Origin of the sequence: Acinetobacter sp. TUM15064, from assembly GCF_008980265.1 — a bacterium.
Lineage (GTDB): Bacteria > Pseudomonadota > Gammaproteobacteria > Pseudomonadales > Moraxellaceae > Acinetobacter.
This window is the reverse complement of the sequence record NZ_BKFU01000042.1, coordinates 1-22,561: the sequence shown is the minus strand read 5'-3', so window position 1 is coordinate 22,561 and position 22,561 is coordinate 1. Positions and strand designations below refer to the sequence as shown.

The following is a 22,561-nucleotide window of genomic DNA, read 5'->3' as shown; positions in this document are numbered from 1 at the left end:
TAGATGTGCTTATTTTCATTGAAAGCGATTTCAGTTAAAGTACAACGCAATTATTGAAATTAAGATTTTTGGAAAGAATAAATGGCTATTAAGTCTGATCGTTGGATTCGCGAAATGAGCGAAAAACACGGCATGATCGAACCGTATGCAGAAAACCAAGTTCGTTTAGATGAAAATGGTCAAAAACTCATTTCTTATGGCGTATCAAGCTATGGTTATGATGTTCGTTGTGCACGTGAATTTAAAGTTTTTACCAATGTTCACTCGGCAATTGTAGATCCAAAAAACTTTGATGATAAAAGTTTTATCGACATTGAAGCTGATGTTTGTATTATTCCACCGAACTCATTTGCTTTAGCACGTACCGTTGAGTATTTCCGTATTCCACGTAATGTGTTGACCGTGTGTTTGGGTAAATCAACCTATGCACGTTGCGGTATTATCGTAAACGTGACACCGCTTGAGCCTGAGTGGGAAGGTCATGTTACTTTAGAGTTCTCGAACACAACGAATCTACCTGCACGTATTTACGCGGGTGAGGGTGTGGCACAGATGTTGTTCTTCGAATCTGACGAAGTGTGTGAAACGTCGTATAAAGACCGTGGTGGTAAGTACCAAGGACAAACAGGTGTGACTTTGCCGAAGACCTAAGTTTTTGATATATAAGAAAGCGGATCATTGATCCGCTTTTTTTATGTCAATTCATTCATCGGAAAATAAATATTATCGGACAGTTGGTTTTGCATTTAGTGTGAGTTTCAGCATAATAAATTAAGAATTTAAGGTGCTTTGGTTGACGCAAATAAAAATTATAGTGCGCAAAGTAGAATGCCAAGCAAAGGATGCAGTACATAAAAGATGCGGAGCATCAAATAATAAGGATGGTCGAGATGACGAATCGTATTTATTCTACAGGGCTTAAAAAATCCTGTTTAGCTAGTCTTGTCGGACTTATGCTGACGCAGTCTACTTTTGCGCTTGAGTCACTCTCAGATGAACATCTAGCGGATACTACAGGTGAGGGCATTGCATTACTTCCTGAAAATTTTAAAATGGTCTTTCAGGGACCTAATGATATGTCGACAGCCTCGAGTTATAATCGAGGTGTTGCTAATCCACAACAGTATGATACAGGCTTTATTCGGATTATTCCGATCGGTGAAAATTATTCTAAGTATACAAATGCCGATGATCTGACTACGAAGCGAACCAAGGCTGATATTTTCATTTATGGTTTAGCTCTTTCAAAATCTGATAATAATGCCAACAGTCGTTTTAGCAATCAGGGCTTCACATGGGGAAGTGACGTTAACCCTTGGTTATTTCGTGCAGGAACTGCTACGGGCATTAAACAATTTCAACAGTCAAATGCAAGTGCTGATGTGAGTTTTCTGGGGCTAGAGGCCCCTTTGGCGACAGTTTTGGCCAGTGAAACAGATAACAATATTAAATTAGGCTTATGGTTAGATGCCTTTTCTCGGAGTTGGAATTCTCAAAATAAAGTCGATCCGATTACTGGTGCGCCAACGACAACAAATGCGGCAGCTGATCCTGATTTGAGGGTAGACCAACGCATTCGTTTGCAAGCGGTTGCCAATGGGTTAAGTCTAAATGGTTCACAAATACGTTTATTTCAGACACAAGCATCTGCCCTAGATCAACAAAACAAGACTTTTGGGATGGCGAGCTTACTTCGGATTAATACGAATGATGATCCATCAGGGCTGGTTTATGAAAATACCGATGCGAATAAATCGTTGTTAAACTCCAAAGCATTTCGAATCAGCACAGCTACAACCAATGATGGTACTGCTGTTACTCCTGCTTTAGATCGTTCACTGGCTCCTATCTTTGATGCGAGTGAGGGGCTTTATTTATACAGTCCTAACATTAATTTGGTTTTGGGGAATATGTACCAACCTTTTGTTGTTGGTTCTGAAGGGCGAAATATTATTCTTGAAGTTACCCGTATACCCAAAGTTCCAGAGATATATAAACAGATTTATACCTATTATCCAGATGTGGAAGGTGGAACCAGTACTGAATATAAAGGCTCAACTTGTAATGTAGCGTATTGTGGTTCAAATATCGTACAAACAGGTGCAGGCTCTACAGCTGTCAATTATCAAGGGAATAATGCAACACACAGCAGTATTTCAATCGGTAGCGTGACACGCGATCCAACCAGCAACACCTTAAAAGCCAATACAGCGACCAATTCTACAGGTGTGGTATTTCGTGGAACAGGAACAGCAACACCTGTGAACTTGGGTTCTGTGGCTATTGATGGTGTGTTGATTCAGCATTTTAAAATTAAGACCACAGGTTTGTAGGGGACTGACATGATTAAAAAAATATGTATAGCCATGTTGATCTCTAGTCCGATGTTATCTCAAGCTGGCTTGGTTGACCTGGATAATACTGAATTGGTGGGTGTTACTGGTCAGGGAGGGGCGGATTTAAGCTTAACACTCTCGATTAACCATCAATATGCCAATGACATGAGTCTTAATTCTATCTCTAAGACTAATGGAGTTGATGCGAATGGGCGAGCAATTGTGACGGAAGCATATTATCAAATGCGAGCAAACCAAGACTGTGCTTTATTAGAACTCTGCCGTATAGCCATTTCCCCAAATAATCATAAAGAAAATGGGCAGCAAAAGTGGCTGGTATTTAAGCAATTTCAAGGAACGATGCAAATTGATAAATTTTCACTGGAAGGGACTACACTTCTGAATAGAGATGGAAAACCACAAACTGCGATGCTACTCAAGTTTTTTGATGATAAACCATTAAAAATCCGTAATTTGGGCTTTGCTAGTCTTTCAGTTGAAAGTGGTGATCAGGGCTATTTTAATACCGCAACCTACAATGGCTATGGCACGACCAAATCAGTACCCAACTTCGACAAAGGCCAAGAGCAAGGGTTTATGGGGCTCAATGTACATGGGAATTTGCACCTAGATGGAAATCTAAAAATCTTTAGCTATAACTGTTCAGGTACTGCGAGTAGTCGCTGCTAGTCATAAAGTTTCAAAAGGATATTGAAATGCATAAAATAATAAAATTAAACCTTCTGACACTATGCATTTGCGCGGCGAATCAAAGCTATGCATTACAGGCTTTAAATGACCAAACTTTAAGTGATGTGACTGGTCAAGATGGCATTTCTATTACGCACGAAGCATCAAAAATTCAGATTAAGCAACTAAATTGGGTTGACCCAGCAGAAGTTGGCCAGATGCCCGTCAAAACAGGCTTACACAATATAGAGATTAAAGCTGCTAATGGTTATAACAATATTCAATCTAAACTTGATTTCGATGTTGGAACTACACAATTAGCCAATGGTACACAAGGTGTGGGCATACAGCTTTCTGCCAGTGTATCGCCATTTACCGCAACTGCTGCTCAAATTATGTTGGTATGTTCGCCGAATTGTGCAACAGGTGAAACCGATCAAAATTTAGGAAGCTTGAAGTTATCAACCATTTCACCTTTTGAAGTGTATTTAACCACGACAAATGGCTTATTCAACCGTGATTCGAAAGCACATTTAGATTTTAAATTACAAAATGCCAGTATCAGTTATGGGCAGGGTGATCAAAATTTAACTTTGAAAGATTTGAACTTTAATTTATCGGCAGATGGCTATTTATATATTGATGACGCTGAAGGTATTGTACTCACATCCAAAGGGAGTCTTGGTGATAATCTTATTGTACTTGGGCGTGTTGAAGATAAGACCGATGTACATGGGAGTCGCAGTGGTACTGCAACAAACCCTGGTTTAAATGTTGATATGCGCTACGGTTCAGAAAACTCAACTCAACGAAATTTAATTCGAATCGGAGCATCGGGGGCATTAACGAATGGCAAGATTGCGTTCAATGCAGATCAGACTGGGATTGCTAAGTTTAATACGGTCAATCGGATTAATGGCAATGTTCAAGAAAGTGAGACTACAGCATCTACGGGTTATGCTTTTAAAAATGCGGGTGGTGTGCATTTAAACGTTGCAGCCGATTTTACGCGTACGGGAAATAGTTTACTTGGAGCTGTAGCACCAACCACATTTGAATTGGGACATACGGGAACTGGTAGTTATGCTATTGAGTTTTCAAACTTAGCGCCACTCAATGTACGTACATCTACTGATCCTAACTCAGCTTTAACGAGTCAAAATGCTTATATTGATTTTGGTCAGATTTATATTAATAACATTCGTTCTAATGCTATGGGCTTTGTGATTAATGATCAAATCAAGAATATATTGGGCGCACAAAATTATGAGCTGACATACAACCCTTCACCGACAGCGAATGCATCAAACATGGCATTTATTGCCGTGCGTGGGATGGATTTTCAAGCGATTGCCCGTAAAGCACGGTTTATTTCAGATAATTCAATCGCGGTGAATAACACTAATGAGGGAACATGGGGCTTAGGCATTCCAATTTATAACTTGAATGCTAATGCTGCTTTTTTTGCAAAGAAATATACCAATACTGCTGGAACTGTTAAGGACGGCTTAGGATACGACATTGCGGTATCGACAGACGGTTATGGGGAAGATAGTCAGGGTAATCCGAAAACAACGTCTATTATTGTGATTGATGGTGCCATGAGTCAGCATGGCGAAGAGGTGAACTACTATGCAGGCTTAAGAAATATTGATTCATATTTTAAAGCCAATGGTGTTATTGGTTTTAATGAGAATGAGATCTATATCAAAGCAGATAATTTATTATTTGCTGCCAGTGCAGAAATAGCAATCGGTCAACTCCCTGGGTCCTTATATAGCTGTCCAGCAGGTGTAAGCACTTGTGCTAAAGAAGTCGTTCCGATTAATAATTTTTCTCGAAAAGAAGATGTACTGACGTCTATTGCATTTATGTTGGATGGTAAAGGTGAGCTTTTCATTATTCCGGGGCTTGAGGCGATAGGTGGAACTCCTCAGACCAATTATTTGTCATTTAAATCAAATTTTGAATTTAATACTTTAAGTAGCTTAGATCAGAGTAATGAAAGTAAGAAAGGGAGTTTTATTAGTTTAAGCAATACGGACAGTAATGGGACAACCTCTAAAACCTCTAGTATTAACTTGAATAAAATGCAAGGTCACTTAGGTTTTAATGGAAAAATTCACATGCAAAAGGATTCAGTTGTTATCGACAACCAAGTGCAATTTAACCATAAGGCATTAGTGGGTGGACAAGGGGCTGCCTTTAGAGCAGAAGTTGCACTGTCTCCAACAGGAACAATGCAGAAAGTTGCAGATATTGCCATTACGGGTGGAGCTATGCGTAGCACATTGGGTATTACTCCTCGATAAAAAGAAAGACAAGGAATAAGTAAGATGAATAAGTCTTTAATCTCAGTTTTGATTACTGCAACTTTGGGTTTGAGTCAAAGTTATGCGATGACTGCTTTAAATGATGAGGAACTTTCAGAAATTGAAGGCCAATCTTTGATAAATCTCGAGTTTCAGCAGGGGACAAATACAACAGATGCACAAGGGAAAACATATAATCAATCAAACATTGGTTTTTATAAGTTGGCTCTTAGTGCAGAAATGGAATTGAATGCCAATATTAAAAAGCTACAATTGGGCTGTGGTGGTGATAATAATGCAATTCGCGCGAGTAGCTGTGATATTGATATAGATCATATTTCACTGAGTGGACTTCCTGATAACTCAAACTATACCGCTGATGAGCGTGCAGCAACTTCTGCCTTAATTACAAATCCATTTATTCAATTCGCTATTAAAAACCCAACTTCTGCTGCTACACGTGAAGTACTGGGTTTTCGTTTGAGTGCTGAAAAGATTAAAGGTTTAATGACACTTGGCACGGAAAATAGTGCGACACCGAATGGCATTAATACATTTAGTGGCTATATGAAAACCAAAACTGCAACAGGCACAGCTGTGACTGAAGCCCGCAGTATGACCTATGCAGATACCAATTTAACAATAAATGGTGTCGTTGAAGGACGACTCTTTGGTAGCAGTTCGGGGACTACATGCCAAGATGGCTTCTTAGATCCGTGTCAAAGTATTTCCTATACCTCTAATAATTATAATTTAAACTTATCTTCTACTTCGGCGCCTTTTACTATTAACTCTACAATTGTATCTGGAACTCGAATGAAAGACGTGACTTTGAAAGGCAGTGGTACAGTTGGTCAAATTGACTTTAGCGGACAACTAACCGCGAAGGTATTAGGTCTATTAAATTTAGATAAACAAGTCTCAGGTAATATTACAGGCCTGAAAACGGACATTACTGTAAATCAAAGTCTGGGTTTAATTCATGCATTATATTTAAATAATCCTGCTTCATTGTCCTTACAATCTCAAGATGTTTTATGGACTGGAGCTGCCGTCGGAGCAAATAAGGGTTGGTGGTTAGCGATGGAAGATGAAGTGGAACTAGGCAGTTTAAGCCCAACGACTAAAGTGGCGATCACCAATGAAGTTCTAAAACAAACCATTGCGGGAATTAATAAAGACTTGACTGATAATCCACGAAATTGTGGCAATCTTTTGACAGGATGTGTTGGTGGTTCTGCGCTTGTTGTTGGTAATGTGCCTATGACGACTACATTGGATTTTCCATTGACTAACTTAACCTTGCAGGGGCAAAATTTTAGGCCAAACTGTTATGGCGGATTAAAGTTTTGCTAAAAACTAAATTGCAAAAAAATCCCGCAACCTGTGCGGGATTTCTAATTTCGAAATTATTTTGCAATTTTTTCGAGTAATTCTTCTTTCGAAATATTTACAGAGTCTGCATCACGACGGCCTTTATATTCAAAAGTACCTGCATCTAGGCCTTTTTCACCAATTACAATGCGATGAGGAATGCCTGTAAGCTCAAGATCGGAGAATTTTACGCCTGGACGTTCGTTACGGTCATCCAGTAAAACATCGAAACCTGCTACTGTAAGTTCAGTGTATAAAGCTTCAGCTGCTTCCAGCGTCCGTGGAGATTTATGGGCGTTCATTGGCACAATCGCAATTTCAAATGGTGCAATGGCTGTAGGCCAAATAATCCCTTTTTCATCAAAATTTTGCTCAATTGCTGAAGCAACTACGCGCGTAACTCCAATACCGTAACAACCCATGGTTACAGTGAATGGTTTACCATCTTCGCCTAGAACTTTACAGCCTAAAGCTTCTGAATATTTTTGACCTAATTGGAAGATATGACCTACTTCGATACCACGTTTGATTTGTAGCGTACCTTGACCATCTGGTGATGGATCGCCTTCAACTACATTACGGAGGTCATAAACTTCAGTAAACTGTGCGTCGCGCTCCCAATTGAGACCTGTAACGTGTTTATCCAATTCATTTGCACCTGCAACGAAGTCAGAAAGAACAGATGCAGCACGGTCAACAATTACAGTTAAGCCTTTTTCAACTAAACCTTGTGGTCCACAGAAACCTGCTGTTAAACCAAGTGTAGCAAGTTGTTCTTCAGTTGCGAAAGTTAATGGAGAGGCAATGCGCGGGTGTTTCTCAGCTTTAATTTCATTTAACTCGTGATCACCACGTAAGAACAAGGCTACAACTGGTGTTGCTTGGCCGTCTTCGGCTGCAATACCTTGCACTAACAAGGCTTTTACAGAGTGAGCTGGATCAGATTTTAAGAAGTTTGATACATCTGCAATAGTTTTTTGATTTGGTGTATCAACCACTTCCAAAGCTTGAGTTGGAGCAGCACGTTCGCCCACTAAAACAGCTTCAGCCATCTCAATATTCGCTGCATAGTCTGATTCAGTTGAGAAAGCGATATCATCTTCACCACTTGATGCCAACACGTGGAACTCATGAGAACCTGAACCGCCAATAGAGCCTGTATCGGCTTGGACTGGGCGAAAATCTAAACCTAAACGGGTAAAGATTTTACAGTATGCATCATACATGATGTCATAGGTTTCTTGCAGTGATTCTTGGTTTGCATGGAAAGAATAAGCATCTTTCATGATGAATTCACGTGAACGCATTACACCAAAACGTGGACGAATTTCGTCACGGAATTTGGTTTGGACTTGATAGAAGTTTGCTGGTAATTGTTTGTAGCTTTTGAGTTCATTACGCGCAAGATCGGTAATCACTTCTTCGTGTGTCGGACCAAGAACAAACGGGTTGCCATGACGGTCGTTAAAACGTAAGAGCTCAGGGCCGTATTGGATATAACGACCTGATTCTTCCCATAATGCAGCAGGTTGCGTTACGGGCATGAAAACTTCCAGTGAACCCGCTTTGTTCATTTCTTCACGAACGATCGCTGCAACTTTATTTAATACGCGAACGCCCATCGGCAGCCAAGTATATAAACCTGAAGCCAATTTACGAATCATCCCAGCACGTAGCATCAGTTGATGTGAAATCACTTCTGCGTCATTTGGGGTTTCTCTTAACGTTGCAAATAAAAAGCGACTCGCGCGCATGGAAACTGTCCTAAAATTTTAAACTTTGAAAGTCAAAGAGTATACAATGAAAAATGAAGCGACATGTTGATGTCACCTCAGAGAAATGCGGATTATTATGACATGATTTTATGTACTTGACGCAGCATAAGGTTCTTAAAGTTATCTAAAGAAGTGCAGATCATAGAAACGATTACTGAGGTAAATAGTAAGAGTGGAATGATACGGCCAATCACTGGATATGCCATTGATATATGATTCAGTATTTGGCCTTAACCTGAACGTGAGAGGAGGATTCACTTCGACTATCGTTCATTGGGAGAGGCTTTTAAGAGTATTTGTGCTGTAGTCATCGTGAACGCAATGATTGACCGCTTATTAATCATAAGTTCAATTTTTGAGTTGGTAGAGTAAAGAGATCAGCAGGGTAAACATTGAGCAATAAGTATAATCATGCCTGAGTTGGAATGAAAAATAGAGATACTTTTATAGCTTATGATCCTTTTACCACAATATTGTCTTTATTAAATAAAGTCCTTATATCAAGTGCAATTATTCAAATGTTTTTAAGCGAGCAATAATTCTGTCGTATTCGGCTTTTGTACTACGGTAGTTACTTTGTAATGACTGTATTTGCTCTTTTTTCATCACAATATTTTTTGAATTATAATCAAGCATATCTTGTAGTGGTTTTGGATTACTTTTACCTTTACGCATATTTTCTTTTTCTTGGCGTAAAAAACCAATTCGGTCATTTTGTAATTGCTTTAGTTCATCTTGTTGAAATTTAATTTGTTTTAAAATATATGAAAGTGCCGTATTCCGTTTTTCTGTTGCTACTTGACTGTTGGTATAAGCACGTTTTAGTTTTAGATCAGCATCCCGTTGCTTTGCAGCGATAGCTCCTTGGGGTGCGTATTGTGCATCTTTTTTGGCGTTGTATGGCCGTGCCCGTTGAATCACTTGCATATTCGTATCGAGCGCTTCATATCCATATCTAATATGATCTGGTGTCACCGTACTACTAACATTGGCGATACCTTTACTATCGTAATAACGATACCAGACTGCTTTAGGCGGATCGGCCATGACCATGATGCTTTGTACACTAAGCAAAGTCAGTAAAATGACTTTTGCAGTCATCATTTTTTTCACGATCAAAGCAAGTTTGTAATTAAACTCCCTAAGCATTGATACCCCCATTTAAAGTTGACTAAATTACTTATTTAAAAGCAATAAATGGTGCTATATTAGTCCTAAATTTAGGAATAAAAAATATAATCAGTCAAAAAAAAATCGACGTGTGTCGGAAAGTGTGAAGCCGTTCTTAAAAAGGAGATGAAGTGTGGTTTTATGCTGAAACTGTTCGTTGAAAATATAAGTAAATATATGTTAAAAGTGTACGTAACTTGTAAAACGTCTACGAATCTGTTTCTACAAACATTCTAAAAATGGGAAGGGTCATATAAAATGGACGATAAATTCCAGAATCTTAAAGTGATGGTCATTGATGATTCAAAAACTATTCGTCGCACAGCCGAAACATTATTACAACGCGAAGGTTGTGAGGTTGTGACTGCTGTAGATGGTTTTGAAGCATTGTCAAAAATTGCAGAAGCAAATCCTGATATTGTATTTGTCGACATCATGATGCCACGTCTGGATGGCTATCAAACATGTGCATTAATCAAGAATTCACAGAATTATCAAAACATTCCTGTCGTGATGCTCTCTAGCAAAGATGGTCTATTTGACCAAGCCAAAGGGCGTGTCGTAGGTTCAGATGAATATTTAACAAAGCCATTTAGTAAAGATGAATTATTAAATGCGATTCGTAACCACGTTTCAGCATAAATAATATAAGTGTAATTGGGGAAATTTATGGCACGTATTTTAATTGTGGATGACTCACCTACTGAAACATTCCGCTTTAAAGAAATTTTGGGGAAACACGGTTTTGAGGTGATTGAAGCGTCAAATGGTGCAGATGGTGTGACCATGGCACAGGCAGAACTTCCTGATCTAGTGTTGATGGATGTGGTGATGCCAGGCGTCAATGGTTTCCAGGCAACACGTCAAATTGCGCGTGGTGCAACCACAAAACACATTCCTGTGGTGATTGTCAGTACTAAAGATCAGGCAACTGACCGTGTATGGGGTAAGCGTCAGGGGGCATGTGATTATTTGACTAAGCCTGTTGATGAAAACCAATTGATTGATGTGATTAAGCAACACCTGAATGCAGGATAAGCTCTATGGCAGCAAATGGATTTATCGAATTACTTCGACTTGCTAAACGTGGCAATAAAAACTACGTTTCAAACGAAAATGAGGTAAACCGCTGGTCGGGCATTGCTTTTGAAATGATGGGGCAATATTTTGTTGCTCCATTAGGTGAGGTGGCAGAGGTTATTTATCCTCCGAAATATACTTTAGTGCCAAATACCCAACCTTGGGTTGTCGGTTTGGCAAATATTCGAGGACGTTTACTCTCTGTTGCTGACTTGGCGCATTACATGTCGGGGCATCGTAGTACGTATTCACCAACTCAAAAAGTACTCTGTATAAGTCACAATGACCACTATGTCGGTTTAGTTGTAGATCAGGTTCTGGGGATTCAGCACTTTAATAAGAAGAGTTTTTTTTCTAAGCATGATGATTTAGATCAAAACTTAAAAGAATATTGCCAAGGGTATTTCCATCAACATAACCAACAATGGCATGTTTTCTTATTCAGTCGCTTATTAGACAATCCAAAGTATATGAACGCATCTATAAAATTTATAAATTAATATCATTGTCGCGCACGAAAATATAAGGGCGTAAATCGGGGAGAAGCTGCATGGGCTTTAAACTTAAAAAGAAAAATACAGATGGAAGCACGAACCGCTCAGGTGGAAATGCTTTAGTAGCAAAAATTCAATCGCAGACGGAACAGTTTTCACGTGTATTTGGTGATAGTGAAAAGTCCAAGCCATTAATTTTGGGTGCAGCATTTTGTATTGTTTTAGCAATTTTCCTACTGTTGTACCTATTCTATAGCGTACCGCGAAATAACGAATTTACCCGTAGTGTGGGTGAGTTACGACTTTTATCTCAAACCATTTCACGTCAAGCGACAGAAGCTACAGCATCAGGTACGCCTGAAGCGATTAAAAAATTGACCGAATCGCAAAAGTCGTTTGCTGAAAACCTAGAAATTGTTAAAGATATTCATGCAAGTACAGATGCGCTACGTGAAGTAGATGCGCAGTGGACGAAAGTTTCTGCAAATATTGATTTAATTGCCTCACAACAAAAAATTATTAATCAATTGTATGATACCAACATCGCAATTAGTGAAACAATTCCTGGTATTCAGGCCGAATATAACTTAATGGTTGACCAAATGGCACGTCAAAATGTGCCAGCCAACCAAGTCGTGATTGCAAAGAACCAAGTATTCATTGCTGAACGTATTCTTCGTTCGATTGGTTCGGTATTGACGGGTTCAGACAACTCACGTGAATCTGCAGATGACTTTAGCTCAGATACAGAAACTTTCGCTTCTTACCTAAATGCGCAGTTAAATGGCAGTGCTGACTTAGGTGTGGAACGGATTAATGATCCTGAAATGCGCGACTCTCTAACCAGTATTCAGTCTGAATATGATGATGTATTGAAATCTGCAGCGGCAACAGTACTAAAAAACTCATCTCAAATCGTTAAAGTACGTCAAGCATCATCATCTATTTTTGAACAATCAGACACGTTGCTAACCAATTTGAATAAGTTATCAGGTGGTACTGGTTTAGCGATTGCGATTCCTGCATTGGGTCTAATTTTAGCGCTGATCGCATTCTTGTTCTGTGTATTCAAATTACTTGTACTTCGTGGCGAGTCAGATAAAAAACGTGTATCACGTCTTCAAGATGAATATGACCGTAACCAAAACGCGATTCTACGTTTGTTGGATGAGATTGCTGACCTTGCAGATGGTGACTTACGTTCGCATGCGACAGTATCTGAAGACTTTACAGGTGCCATTGCTGACTCCATCAACTTTGCGATTGACCAGTTACGTGACCTAGTATCTCGTATTACAGAAACTTCTCAAGAGGTTGCGCAATATACAGCAAGTACACAAGGTATTACTAACCAGTTGGCAGAAGCATCAGAACACCAAGCGCAAGAAATTGCGGGCGCATCTGCTGCGATTAATGAAATGGCAATGTCTATTGACCAAGTATCTTCGAATGCTGAAGAGTCAGCCGTGGTAGCAGAACGTTCTGTACAAATTGCAGCAAATGGTGCTGATGTTGTAAACCGTTCAATTGAAGGTATGGATATCATTCGTGAACAGATTCAAGAAACCTCTAAACGTATTAAGCGTTTGGGTGAGTCTTCTCAAGAAATTGGTAACATCGTTGCCTTAATTAACGATATTGCAGACCAAACGAACATCTTGGCTTTAAACGCAGCGATCCAAGCATCTATGGCTGGTGAAGCAGGCCGTGGTTTCGCCGTGGTTGCAGATGAAGTACAGCGTCTTGCAGAACGTTCAGCTTCAGCGACAAAGCAAATTGAAACACTGGTAAAAACGATTCAGACCGATACCAACGAAGCTGTAATTTCAATGGAGCAAACCACGTCTGAGGTTGTACGCGGTGCCAACTTGTCTAAAGATGCTGGTGTTGCACTGGATGAGATTCAGAACGTATCAGGTAACTTGGCGAAATTGATTGCAAGCATTTCTGATGCTGCAAAACTTCAGTCAGCGTCTGCAGGTCATATTGCAACGACGATGAATGTCGTACAAGAAATTACCTCACAAACAACGAGTGCGACTTTCGATACAGCACGTTCGGTATCCGAACTTGCCAACATGGCAGAAGCATTACGTGAGTCTGTAACTGACTTTAAATTACCTGATTAAGCATTTGCTTTGGGGGAGGCATGTGACTCAAAATTTGAGTGGCATGCCGAAATCAGGATATCACATCAGCTTAAACCGGCTTTGTCTACAAAGTCAGGTTTCTGGTGATGGTTATAATGAAGTTTATGCACCTGTTTTGGGTAGCTGACAACGCAAGAAGCCTAGCTATGAAAGAAATATTAAAACATTTAGTTGAAACGACAACGCTTCCGGAAGATAGTTATCTAGATCAAGATGCAGAAATTCTTGAAATTTTTGTTGAAGAAATTGAAGAAATTTTCGTTGAATTAGATCCATTATTCGAAAAGTGGTACGCTGAACCAACACATCAAGAGACATTGGTGAGCATTCGTCGTCATTTCCATACCTTAAAAGGGTCTGGTCGGATGGTGGGAGCAAAGTCAGCTGGCGAAACCGCATGGGCAGTTGAAGATACCTTGAATCGTGTGATTTCAGGTGTAGTACCCATCTCTGCCACAATTCAGAAATTTGCTAAAACAGTATTTAAAATTTATCAATATAAACTGTATCCCATTTTTAAGAATGTCGAACAAACTGAGCTAGATTTGCGACCTCTCGTCTTAATTGGTCAACAGTTACAGCAAAATCAGAGTTTAGAACCTGCCTTAGAAGAGCTCCTACAGTTATCTAATCATTTAAATGATTATGATGTATTAACAGGGTTGGAGCTTGGTGATGCTGAAGGCATTGAGCGTGTCGTTGAATTTGAAGAAGCTGCAATCAATTCTGATCATCCGGAACACGAAGTTCTTGAGGAAACATTGTCGATCTTCATTGAAGAAGCGGAAGATCACTTAGAGACGATTGATCAATTCCTAAATGCTGATGAAACTAAAGTACAAGATTACAATGGGTTAATCCGTGCCTTACATACTTTGCGTGGTAGCTCGTCTATGGCGCAAATTGAGCATGTATTTAATGCTAGCTCAAAAGTTGAAAATCTATTTAAAACACTGGTGCAAGAAGAAATTGTTTCAACCTCTAAGGAAATTTCGTTACTCACCCAGTATGCCGAATTTGTACGTGATTATTTACATGTTCTTGGGCGTGGTAGTAACGAGCAGCTTGAAGTCATTTATTCAACTTTTAGTACGGCTTGGGATAACTATGGTTTTAGTCTTGAAGAGATAGATAATGAACTGAACCCTCAAGGGATGGTTTCAAAATTAATCGAATTAAATATTGATCTTTTACTGGATACAGAATTTGAGTTTGATCAGCGTGCAAAAGCAGAGTATCCAGAATATATTCAGCACTTGAGTGAGCAAGCGAAACAACTGGTAGAATTTACAAATAACCGTGCTGCGCAAGGGATTCATGAGTTTACCTCTGAGTTGTATGCAAGTTATCAAGCCTTACTGGAAAAGCCAGAATTACTCAATGTGGATTATGCGTATGAGTTATTTGGTCAGGCACATCAAGAGTTTATCCACTTATTCGATACCTTAGCTGCTGGTCAACGTGTCATCCTTACCGATGATGTTCATAAAGTGTTGAGTGACTTAACAGCCTTTGTACAACAAGATATCGAATCTGTAGAAGCTGCAACGGTAGAGGCAGTTGATGAAGGCATTGTAGCGAGCAATACATCTCAACCAAGTCTTGATCTTGCACAAATTTCGCAACAGATTGCGTCCGATCATCAGTACAAACAATCGAACACTTCAAATACTGACTTTGATGATGATTTGCTGGATATCTTCTTAGAAGAAGCCGAAGAATTATTGATGGGTATGGACCAAGATCTCAATACTTGGTCTAAAAATGGCAATGATACAACTGCACTCAATAATTTAATGCGTTATTTGCATACCTTAAAAGGTGGTGCAAATATGATTTCTGCATCATTTATTGGTTCAATTGCACATGAATTAGAATCTATTTATGAGCGTGTGATTCGTCAGCAAATTCAAACAACACCACAGTTGATTAGCATCATTCGTTTGGTGCAGGATGATGTCGCAGACCGTATTCAAGTTATTCGAACAGAGAAAGTCGATTATCTAGCCACAGCAACCATCAATGTCTTACACAATATCCAAACTTTGGTTGATGGTACGGTTGCGACGGCTGCTGAACCTCTAGCTGAGGCAATTGCATCGGTTGAGGATGTGGCTGTGCAGACCAGCGATGATGAGACTTCATCGACGATAGATTTTGATGCACAAACTTTCCCTGAGAACGAAGCACTTCCTTTGGGTGAGTCAATTACACTTGATGCAGACTTGTCTGTGCCAGTTGAATCAGGTGAAGTGCTCGCATCTGAGCAATTTGTTGCTGTAACTACGGATGAAACTGACGATACAAGTATTTCATCAATTGTTGAAGAAACTTTCTTGGAAGAGGCTGAAGAAATTTTAGCGTCCACCGATGGCTTACTGAAGCAATGGACTGAACAGCGTAGTGACCGTAGTGTGTTACTTCAATTACAACGTGCTGCCCACAGTTTAAAAGGTGGCGCACGTATGGCAGAGAACGAACCAGTTGCTGCAATTGCTTATGAACTTGAAACAATTTTTGAGCAATTTGCGGTACATAATTTTAGTTCTAATGTTTATGACCCATTATTGCAAACTGCGTTTGTCTGGTTGAAGCAAGCCATATTCAAACGTGATTTTAGTAATTATGATGGTTTGAAAAATAGTTTGGCATCTGTTGACTATGTCGATGTTATTGCCCAATTGCCGACGCGTGTAACGCAAATAGATTTGCTCAATGCAGCGCCAAGTTTTGAGTTTGTACAGGGTGATGGCACTGAACCGCCAGCTATGATGGGTGAGTGGAAAGAAACAACTCACTTGGATAGTGGTAATGAGATGATTCGTATCTCAGCCGATTTGGTTGAGAAAATGATTGATTTATCAGGTGAAAATGCGATTAACCGTTCGCGTATTGAGATGGACTTAGGTCAACTTGGCAATACCTTAAACGAGATGGAACTTGCCATTAAACGTTTGGCCGATCAGTTGCGTCGAATGGAAGGTGAGCTTGAGAGCCAAATTATCGCGAAGCATGGTTCTGAGAATTCGCGTTATACAGACTTTGACCCATTGGAAATGGACCAATATTCATCGTTGAATCAATTATCTAAATCTCTCGCTGAGTCAGCTTCGGATTTGGTTGACTTTAAGAGCACTTTGGCTGAGAAAATTCGTGATGCTGAAGGCTTGTTATTACAACAGTCACGCATTCAGGCAGAAATCCAAGAAAGTTTAATGCGTACGCGTTTGGTTCCATTCTCACGTATGCTGCCGCGCTTACAACGTATTGTGCGTCAGACGGCATCGACTTTGAACCGTCCGACAGACTTGATCGTACACAATACAGAAGGTGAATTAGACCGTACTATTCTTGAGCGGTTGGTTACGCCTTTTGAGCACATGTTGCGTAACGCGATTGACCACGGTATTGAAGATGCGGAACAGCGTATTGCTGCGAAAAAATCAGTGACTGGTCAAATTGAACTCAACATTAGCCGCCAAGGAACAGATGTTATCGTTACCTTCAAAGATGATGGTAAGGGTATTGATGAAAGTACGATCAAAGCCAAAGCATTAAACTTAGGCCTAATTAAAGCCGACCAAGTACTAGATAAACAGGAGATTTTACAGTTTATCTTCCACCCTGGATTCAGTACGGCTAAAGAAGTGACGCAAATTTCTGGCCGTGGTGTAGGTCTTGATGTTGTACAAAGTGAAATTAAGGCGCTAGGTGGGCATGTTACTGTTGAATCGGAAATTGGCTCTGGCACAACCTTCATTATTCGCGTACCGACCACGGTTGCGGTGAGCGATGCCTTGATGGTGAAAGCAGGTGATCAACAATATGCGATTCCATTGGCACAGATTGACCGTATTGTACGTATTGCTCCAACGGCTTTAGATACTTATTTCCATAGTAAAGATGACCAATTCAAAATTGATGGCGTAAATTATAAACTACGTTATCTCTCTGAGTTCTTGTCTAATCAGCCGATTCCTCGTTTGAGTAATATTGGTCATTCACTACCAGTACTTTTAATTAAAGGGAACAGTGGACAAACGATTGCATTATTGGTTGATCAGTTGATTGGTTCGCGTGCACAAATTGTTGTAAAACCAATCGGTCAACAGTTTGCAAGTATCGGTGCAATTGCGGGTGCGACGATTCTTGGTGATGGACATGTTTGCTTGATTCTAGACGGTCAGAATATTGCACGTCAGATCCTCAGTACTAAGCGTGTCACGCATGCAACAGATCAACGTGATTTTGGTCGCCATCAAGATACACGCAGATTAGTCATGATTGTGGATGACTCAGTGACGGTGCGTAAGGTAACGTCACGTTTATTGGAGCGACAAGGCTTTGATATTGTGACGGCAAAAGACGGTGTCGATGCTATGGAGCAACTCGAGAATGTTAAACCGGACTTGATGTTACTAGATATTGAGATGCCGCGTATGGATGGTTTCGAAGTGACCAACTTGGTACGTCACCATGAAATTCATCAGAACTTACCAATCATTATGATTACATCACGTACGGGTGAAAAACACCGTGAACGTGCTTTCAGCTTGGGTGTGACGCACTACATGGGCAAACCATTCCAAGAAGCAGAATTACTTGCCAACATTCAGCAGTTACTTGCTGAAAAGCAGGGGTAAATAAATGAATGCAAATGTTTCAAAGACCATGAATGAGCAAATCAGCCAGCAAGAGCTGCAATATCTGATTACGGTATCAACAGGTTTTATTGATGCTTATATCATTGAATGCCATGGAAAAAATTCCATGTTATTACCACAAAATATTGTACTGTCTGCACTCGATAGTGATACGCAGGTTAAAACTGTAGAGTGGCATGATCTACATCTACCCGTCTATGCCGTGAATCGTCCTGAACAGACGGAAGGTGTGGCATTGGTGATTGAAGGAGATGATGCGTCTCAACGTTTTGCTTTAATGTGTAATGAGATGCCGAAGTCGATTCGTTTACGTATTTCTGAAATTGTAGATGATGAAACGCCAGCGAATGACCCTACAGTGTTTCAACTGGTACGTATGGGTGAAGAGTTGTATCACATCCCGAATTTAAATCAAATTCAGGCAAGTTTAGGTTTATCTACTTAAATCTGTACTCAATAAAAAAGGAACTCAGATGAGTTCCTTTTTTATTGAAAGTCTTATGCTAAAAGCCCTTCTAAAATTTGTTCGTAAATTTCAGCAAGTGGTTCTAGGTCCGCGACATTCACATGTTCATCAATTTGGTGGATGCTGGCATTTAAAACGCCAAGTTCAAGAACTTGTGCGCCTGTAGGAGCAATAAAACGACCATCAGATGTACCACCAGAGGTCGAAAGTTCAGTTTCAACTCCAGTTACATTACGTATGGCATTTTTCGCAGAGTTGACCAGTTCACCAACAGGGGTGAGGAAAGGTAAACCTGAATGTGTCCATTTGATGTCGTAATCTAAACCATGACGGTCTAAAAGCTCTAAAACACGTGCTTTCAACTCTTCTGCGGTTACTTCTGTTGAATAGCGGAAATTGAAAGTTACGGTCATCGTTCCAGGAACAACATTGGTCGCACCTGTACCTGCTTGAATATTAGATACTTGAAAAGAAGTTGCAGGGAAGTATTCGTTACCTTGATCCCATACGGTATCGCAAAGTTCTGCAACGGCTTTAGATGCTATATGAATCGGGTTAATCGCAAGGTGTGGGTAAGCCACGTGACCTTGCTTTCCTTTGACTGTCAAGACGGCATTTAATGAACCACGGCGACCATTTTTGACAATATCACCTAATTGATGGGTACTTGATGGTTCACCGACCAAGCACCAAGTCATTTTTTCATTGCGTGCTTCTAATGTTTCAATCACTTTAACTGTACCGTTAATAGATGGACCTTCCTCATCAGAAGTAATCAGAAATGCAATCGACCCTTTGTGGTCAGGGTGCTTTGCAACAAAACGTTCAGAGGCAACCACCATAGCTGCTAAAGCCGTTTTCATGTCTGCACTACCACGTCCGTAGAGTTTACCATCACGAATTTCAGGGGCAAATGGATCGGAGTTCCATGCGTCTAAATTGCCTGTAGGAACGACATCAGTATGTCCTGCAAAACAAAATACAGGAGACTCAGTGCCTTTGCGCGCCCATAAATTATCAACATCATCAAAACGCATAGATTCAATATTGAAGCCAATTTTTTCTAAGCGTTCAGCCATAATATTTTGACAGTTGTGGTCAACTGGAGTAACCGATGGCTGGCGTAAAAGTTGGAGGCTTAAATCGAGAGTAGCAGAAGAGGTCATGCGGATTTCAGAGTCAATAAAACAGTCGGCACTATAATAGGCGATTAATGTCTAGAATGCGAAACTTAGCAATAAAAAAACCTTATCGAAACGATAAGGTCTATGTGGGTTTAGAACAGATTATAATTTATCGGCAGTCTTATCTGCAGAGTTGGTCACAGCATCTCCCACTTTGGATACATCTTTACCCACGCCAGCAACTGTATTACAGCCCGTTAAAACAAAAAGCATCACAAGTGAACCAGCAATAATTTTCTTCATGTTTATCTCCAAAATTTTTGGTGTTGTCATCAAATGATTCTGTTCTGATGTTTTATAAGGTTAAAAAATAAACATATTAAAATGTAGCAGTGTTTTACATGAAATAGGTAACTATATGTAGTCTTATGTATATTTGTATAAAGTAACTTCTGCAAAATCAAGTAAAAATCAAACTCGAATTTCGGTACATATAAAACTGATTGTGTTGATTTTGTAAATACAATCCATTGGTCCACCAGTGGGCAGTGAGACTACTTGGCACAGCATTTGGGCAAATCCATTCTTGACGTTGTAGGCGGAAAAAATTTAAATCGGCCTTGGGAATGGTAGTCCCCCAAATTCCCAAGCGCCGGTCAGGATTGAGCCAATGTGGAAGAGAGTATTGGTTAAAATCACCAACATCCGCGAAACTATTTTTTAAGGGTAGAAAGAGTTGTCCTTTTAAAACAGCATAGCGCATCTGAATGTCAGTATCTAAAGCTTGCTGGAATTGGAACTGTTTTTGAGTAAAGTGTTTTAGTTTGCGCTTTAAAGTATCAGTACGATTTAAACCGTACCATGTGGTTAGGCCCAGATATGTTTCACCTAAATAATATTTCAACGCGACTTCCCAGTGCTCAACTTGATTGGTTTCAGTATTTTTAATTAAAAAGTCCAGCTCACCCGTAGTACGTGAACCATCAATGATTTGAATACTATGCCCCAATAACTCGTATGCATGATAGCGATGATCCAGTAACCAAAACCACATAAACATTTCAAAACGAAGGCCTAAGCGAGTACTTTTCAATTGCTGAATAAAAACTTCGAGTTCAGTTGGATGACAATCAAGTTGTCTAAGTCGTGGTAAATAACGTTGAAAATGTTGTTGCCAGTGCTCACTTGGATGAAAAAGAAAAGCATGCACTATGGCAAGTTCGGAAGGTAGTGCAGATAGGATGTTTGGACTTGCTACAGCAAAAGCCAATTGACGAACCAATGGATGTTTAAATTGGAGCCACGGTTCAAACAATTGATGCTGTGAAATGAGATGCATGTGTGAGCCTTAAAAAAGAAGCGAAATATGCAGAAGGACAACGGATAAATCCAAAAAACACTTTATACTACCGCAATTCAGTGTTTAGGAAAGTGGTATGAAAACGTTGTTTTGGCGTTGTTTAGTGGTGATCTTTGTCATCCTAGGCTTTATCGGCGCGCTTTTGCCGGGTATGCCAACAACTGTTTTTTTAATCTTAGCTGCATGGGCTGCATCCAAAGGTTGGCCACAAATGGATGCTTGGTTGCTGAATCATCCGAAATACGGAGCAACATTAAGGGCATGGCGTGCCAATGGGACTGTACCACGTAAGGCGAAATGGTTTGCCAGTATCATGATGTTGATCAGTGGGGTGATTATGCTCTTTACCAATGCGCCATTTTTAGTCAAATTATTTACCAATACCACTATGTTAATTGTTGCAATATGGCTATGGCTACGCCCTGAACCAAATACGTTGATAGATAAAAAACAAATAGAGGACAACTGATGTCTTATGTGATTGCTGATGCAGACGTCTTGATTGATCTAGCTGAACAGACTTTAACACTGCCTAAAAAGAATAAATTTTATCTGATCTCATCGGGGAAAAATGGCATTGGCGAAACTGAAAATAGTGGTAAAACCCCACGGGGTTGGCATTGTATTGCTGAAAAGCATGGCGCTGAGCAACCACAAAATGCTGTTTTTATTGCTCGAAAGCCGACAGGGGAGGTTTATGATTCCAATTTGGCGGCTCAGTTTCCAGAACGGGATTGGATTTTATCTCGGATTTTATGGTTGAGTGGTTTAGAAGAGGGCTTTAATCGCGGGGAAGGATGCGACACCTATCAACGTTATATCTATATTCATGGAACACCTGATACCGAGCCAATGGGGATGCCGATGTCACATGGCTGTATTCGTATGCGTAATGCTGATGTTATGGAATTATTTGAGCTGATTGATTGCAATGCATTGGTTTATATTTCCGAACATAAACTTGAAATTTAAAATGTGGATTAAAATTAGACAAAGTGATTTTGCTGAATACTATTAGGCTTAATTCAAAAGGCTAAAACTTAACAAAACTGCGTGATTTAGCCAAAATGACTGGCATGTTTAAGAAAATAAATTAGACGAATCTGTTAAATAACATACAGAAAATCCTTGTTTTTATACCATTTGACCTATTTTTTAATCACTCGATTGTAAAAAAACGAAAACAGGCCGAAAAGCGTTTGACAGCCTGTAAAGATTCTCTATAATGCACCTCACAAACGATAAAGACGTTAAGGGCGCTTAGCTCAGTTGGTAGAGCGTCTGCCTTACAAGCAGAATGTCGGCGGTTCGATCCCGTCAGCGCCCACCAAGCCTTTACGTTAAAGATCTTACGTGCAGCGGTAGTTCAGTTGGTTAGAATACCGGCCTGTCACGCCGGGGGTCGCGGGTTCGAGCCCCGTCCGCTGCGCCACTTAAGATTTTTAATATTGTTTGTACCACATTAGTGACTTTGTGTAAGTGCAGCGGTAGTTCAGTTGGTTAGAATACCGGCCTGTCACGCCGGGGGTCGCGGGTTCGAGCCCCGTCCGCTGCGCCATTTATACA

18 protein-coding genes and 3 tRNA genes are annotated in these 22,561 nt (G+C 40.1%); 16 read left to right on the top strand and 5 right to left on the bottom strand.

Annotation, left to right across the window (positions count from 1 at the left end):
* Window positions 1-81: 81 nt before the first annotated feature.
* The 5 genes from dcd (at window position 82) to GBI16_RS12415 (ending at window position 6,694) form a co-directional block, all read left to right on the top strand.
* Window positions 82-651 carry a dCTP deaminase gene (gene dcd / locus GBI16_RS12435; RefSeq protein ID WP_004694514.1) on the top strand — a complete coding sequence of 190 codons (570 nt, stop codon included), beginning with the start codon at window positions 82-84 and terminating at the stop codon, window positions 649-651.
* Between the two features lie 239 nt (window positions 652-890).
* Window positions 891-2,333, top strand: a complete 1,443-nt coding sequence (locus GBI16_RS12430) for a hypothetical protein (RefSeq protein WP_151707171.1) — start codon at window positions 891-893, stop codon at window positions 2,331-2,333.
* A 9-nt stretch (window positions 2,334-2,342) separates the two neighbouring features.
* The gene (locus tag GBI16_RS12425; protein ID WP_086208521.1) at window positions 2,343-3,026 is read left to right on the top strand and encodes a hypothetical protein; all 684 of its coding nucleotides are present in this window, start codon (window positions 2,343-2,345) and stop codon (window positions 3,024-3,026) included.
* Window positions 3,027-3,052: 26 nt separating this feature from the next.
* Window positions 3,053-5,338: a DUF6160 family protein gene (locus GBI16_RS12420; RefSeq protein WP_151707170.1), complete on the top strand. Its 2,286-nt coding sequence runs from the start codon at window positions 3,053-3,055 to the stop codon at window positions 5,336-5,338.
* Window positions 5,339-5,362: 24 nt separating this feature from the next.
* Window positions 5,363-6,694, top strand: a complete 1,332-nt coding sequence (locus GBI16_RS12415; protein WP_110974309.1) for a hypothetical protein — start codon at window positions 5,363-5,365, stop codon at window positions 6,692-6,694.
* Between the two features lie 53 nt (window positions 6,695-6,747).
* On the opposite strand, the gene GBI16_RS12410 is transcribed toward GBI16_RS12415, so the two are convergent.
* Both GBI16_RS12410 and GBI16_RS12405 read right to left on the bottom strand, forming a co-directional pair.
* Window positions 6,748-8,466, bottom strand: a complete 1,719-nt coding sequence (locus GBI16_RS12410) for a proline--tRNA ligase (protein ID WP_151707169.1) — start codon at window positions 8,464-8,466, stop codon at window positions 6,748-6,750.
* Window positions 8,467-8,997: 531 nt separating this feature from the next.
* Entirely contained in the window at window positions 8,998-9,636 is a 639-nt protein-coding gene (locus GBI16_RS12405) for a hypothetical protein (protein WP_086208517.1), read from the bottom strand.
* Window positions 9,637-9,915: 279 nt separating this feature from the next.
* Between GBI16_RS12405 and pilG the strand changes: the two genes are divergently transcribed.
* From pilG to GBI16_RS12375, 6 genes are all read left to right on the top strand, one after another.
* Window positions 9,916-10,299 (top strand): twitching motility response regulator PilG, encoded by a 384-nt coding sequence (gene pilG, locus GBI16_RS12400; protein ID WP_086208516.1) that lies wholly within the window; start codon window positions 9,916-9,918, stop codon window positions 10,297-10,299.
* A gap of 27 nt (window positions 10,300-10,326) precedes the next feature.
* Window positions 10,327-10,695, top strand: coding sequence for a response regulator (locus tag GBI16_RS12395; protein WP_004694491.1), 369 nt, complete (start codon window positions 10,327-10,329; stop codon window positions 10,693-10,695).
* Between the two features lie 5 nt (window positions 10,696-10,700).
* Window positions 10,701-11,237, top strand: a complete 537-nt coding sequence (locus GBI16_RS12390) for a chemotaxis protein CheW (RefSeq protein WP_086208515.1) — start codon at window positions 10,701-10,703, stop codon at window positions 11,235-11,237.
* A 50-nt stretch (window positions 11,238-11,287) separates the two neighbouring features.
* Entirely contained in the window at window positions 11,288-13,360 is a 2,073-nt protein-coding gene (locus GBI16_RS12385) for a methyl-accepting chemotaxis protein (RefSeq protein WP_086208514.1), read from the top strand.
* Window positions 13,361-13,527: 167 nt separating this feature from the next.
* Window positions 13,528-18,024, top strand: a complete 4,497-nt coding sequence (locus GBI16_RS12380) for an Hpt domain-containing protein (protein WP_151707168.1) — start codon at window positions 13,528-13,530, stop codon at window positions 18,022-18,024.
* A gap of 4 nt (window positions 18,025-18,028) precedes the next feature.
* The gene (locus GBI16_RS12375) at window positions 18,029-18,490 is read left to right on the top strand and encodes a hypothetical protein (RefSeq protein WP_151707167.1); all 462 of its coding nucleotides are present in this window, start codon (window positions 18,029-18,031) and stop codon (window positions 18,488-18,490) included.
* A gap of 53 nt (window positions 18,491-18,543) precedes the next feature.
* Here the strand turns inward: GBI16_RS12375 and dapE are convergent, their stop codons facing one another.
* The 3 genes from dapE to GBI16_RS12360 form a co-directional block, all read right to left on the bottom strand.
* Window positions 18,544-19,677, bottom strand: coding sequence for a succinyl-diaminopimelate desuccinylase (gene dapE / locus GBI16_RS12370; protein WP_086208512.1), 1,134 nt, complete (start codon window positions 19,675-19,677; stop codon window positions 18,544-18,546).
* 120 nt (window positions 19,678-19,797) lie between these two features.
* Complete coding sequence (locus GBI16_RS12365; RefSeq protein WP_086208511.1) at window positions 19,798-19,938, bottom strand: entericidin A/B family lipoprotein; 141 nt, start codon at window positions 19,936-19,938, stop codon at window positions 19,798-19,800.
* Window positions 19,939-20,095: 157 nt separating this feature from the next.
* Entirely contained in the window at window positions 20,096-20,974 is an 879-nt protein-coding gene (locus GBI16_RS12360) for a DUF1853 family protein (protein ID WP_151707166.1), read from the bottom strand.
* Between the two features lie 97 nt (window positions 20,975-21,071).
* Between GBI16_RS12360 and GBI16_RS12355 the strand changes: the two genes are divergently transcribed.
* The 5 genes from GBI16_RS12355 to GBI16_RS12335 all read left to right on the top strand — a co-directional run bounded on the left by GBI16_RS12355 (window position 21,072) and on the right by GBI16_RS12335 (window position 22,553).
* Window positions 21,072-21,464, top strand: a complete 393-nt coding sequence (locus tag GBI16_RS12355) for a YbaN family protein (protein WP_004694474.1) — start codon at window positions 21,072-21,074, stop codon at window positions 21,462-21,464.
* A complete protein-coding gene (gene elsL / locus GBI16_RS12350; RefSeq protein WP_119063570.1) occupies window positions 21,464-21,967 on the top strand; it encodes a cell wall-recycling L,D-carboxypeptidase ElsL in 504 nt (167 codons plus the stop codon). The genes GBI16_RS12355 and elsL overlap by 1 nt, the downstream gene beginning before the upstream one ends.
* A 282-nt stretch (window positions 21,968-22,249) precedes the next feature.
* A tRNA-Val gene (locus tag GBI16_RS12345) sits at window positions 22,250-22,325 on the top strand.
* Window positions 22,326-22,350: 25 nt separating this feature from the next.
* Window positions 22,351-22,427: transfer RNA gene (locus tag GBI16_RS12340), tRNA-Asp, on the top strand.
* 49 nt (window positions 22,428-22,476) lie between these two features.
* A tRNA-Asp gene (locus tag GBI16_RS12335) sits at window positions 22,477-22,553 on the top strand.
* Window positions 22,554-22,561: the final 8 nt, after the last annotated feature.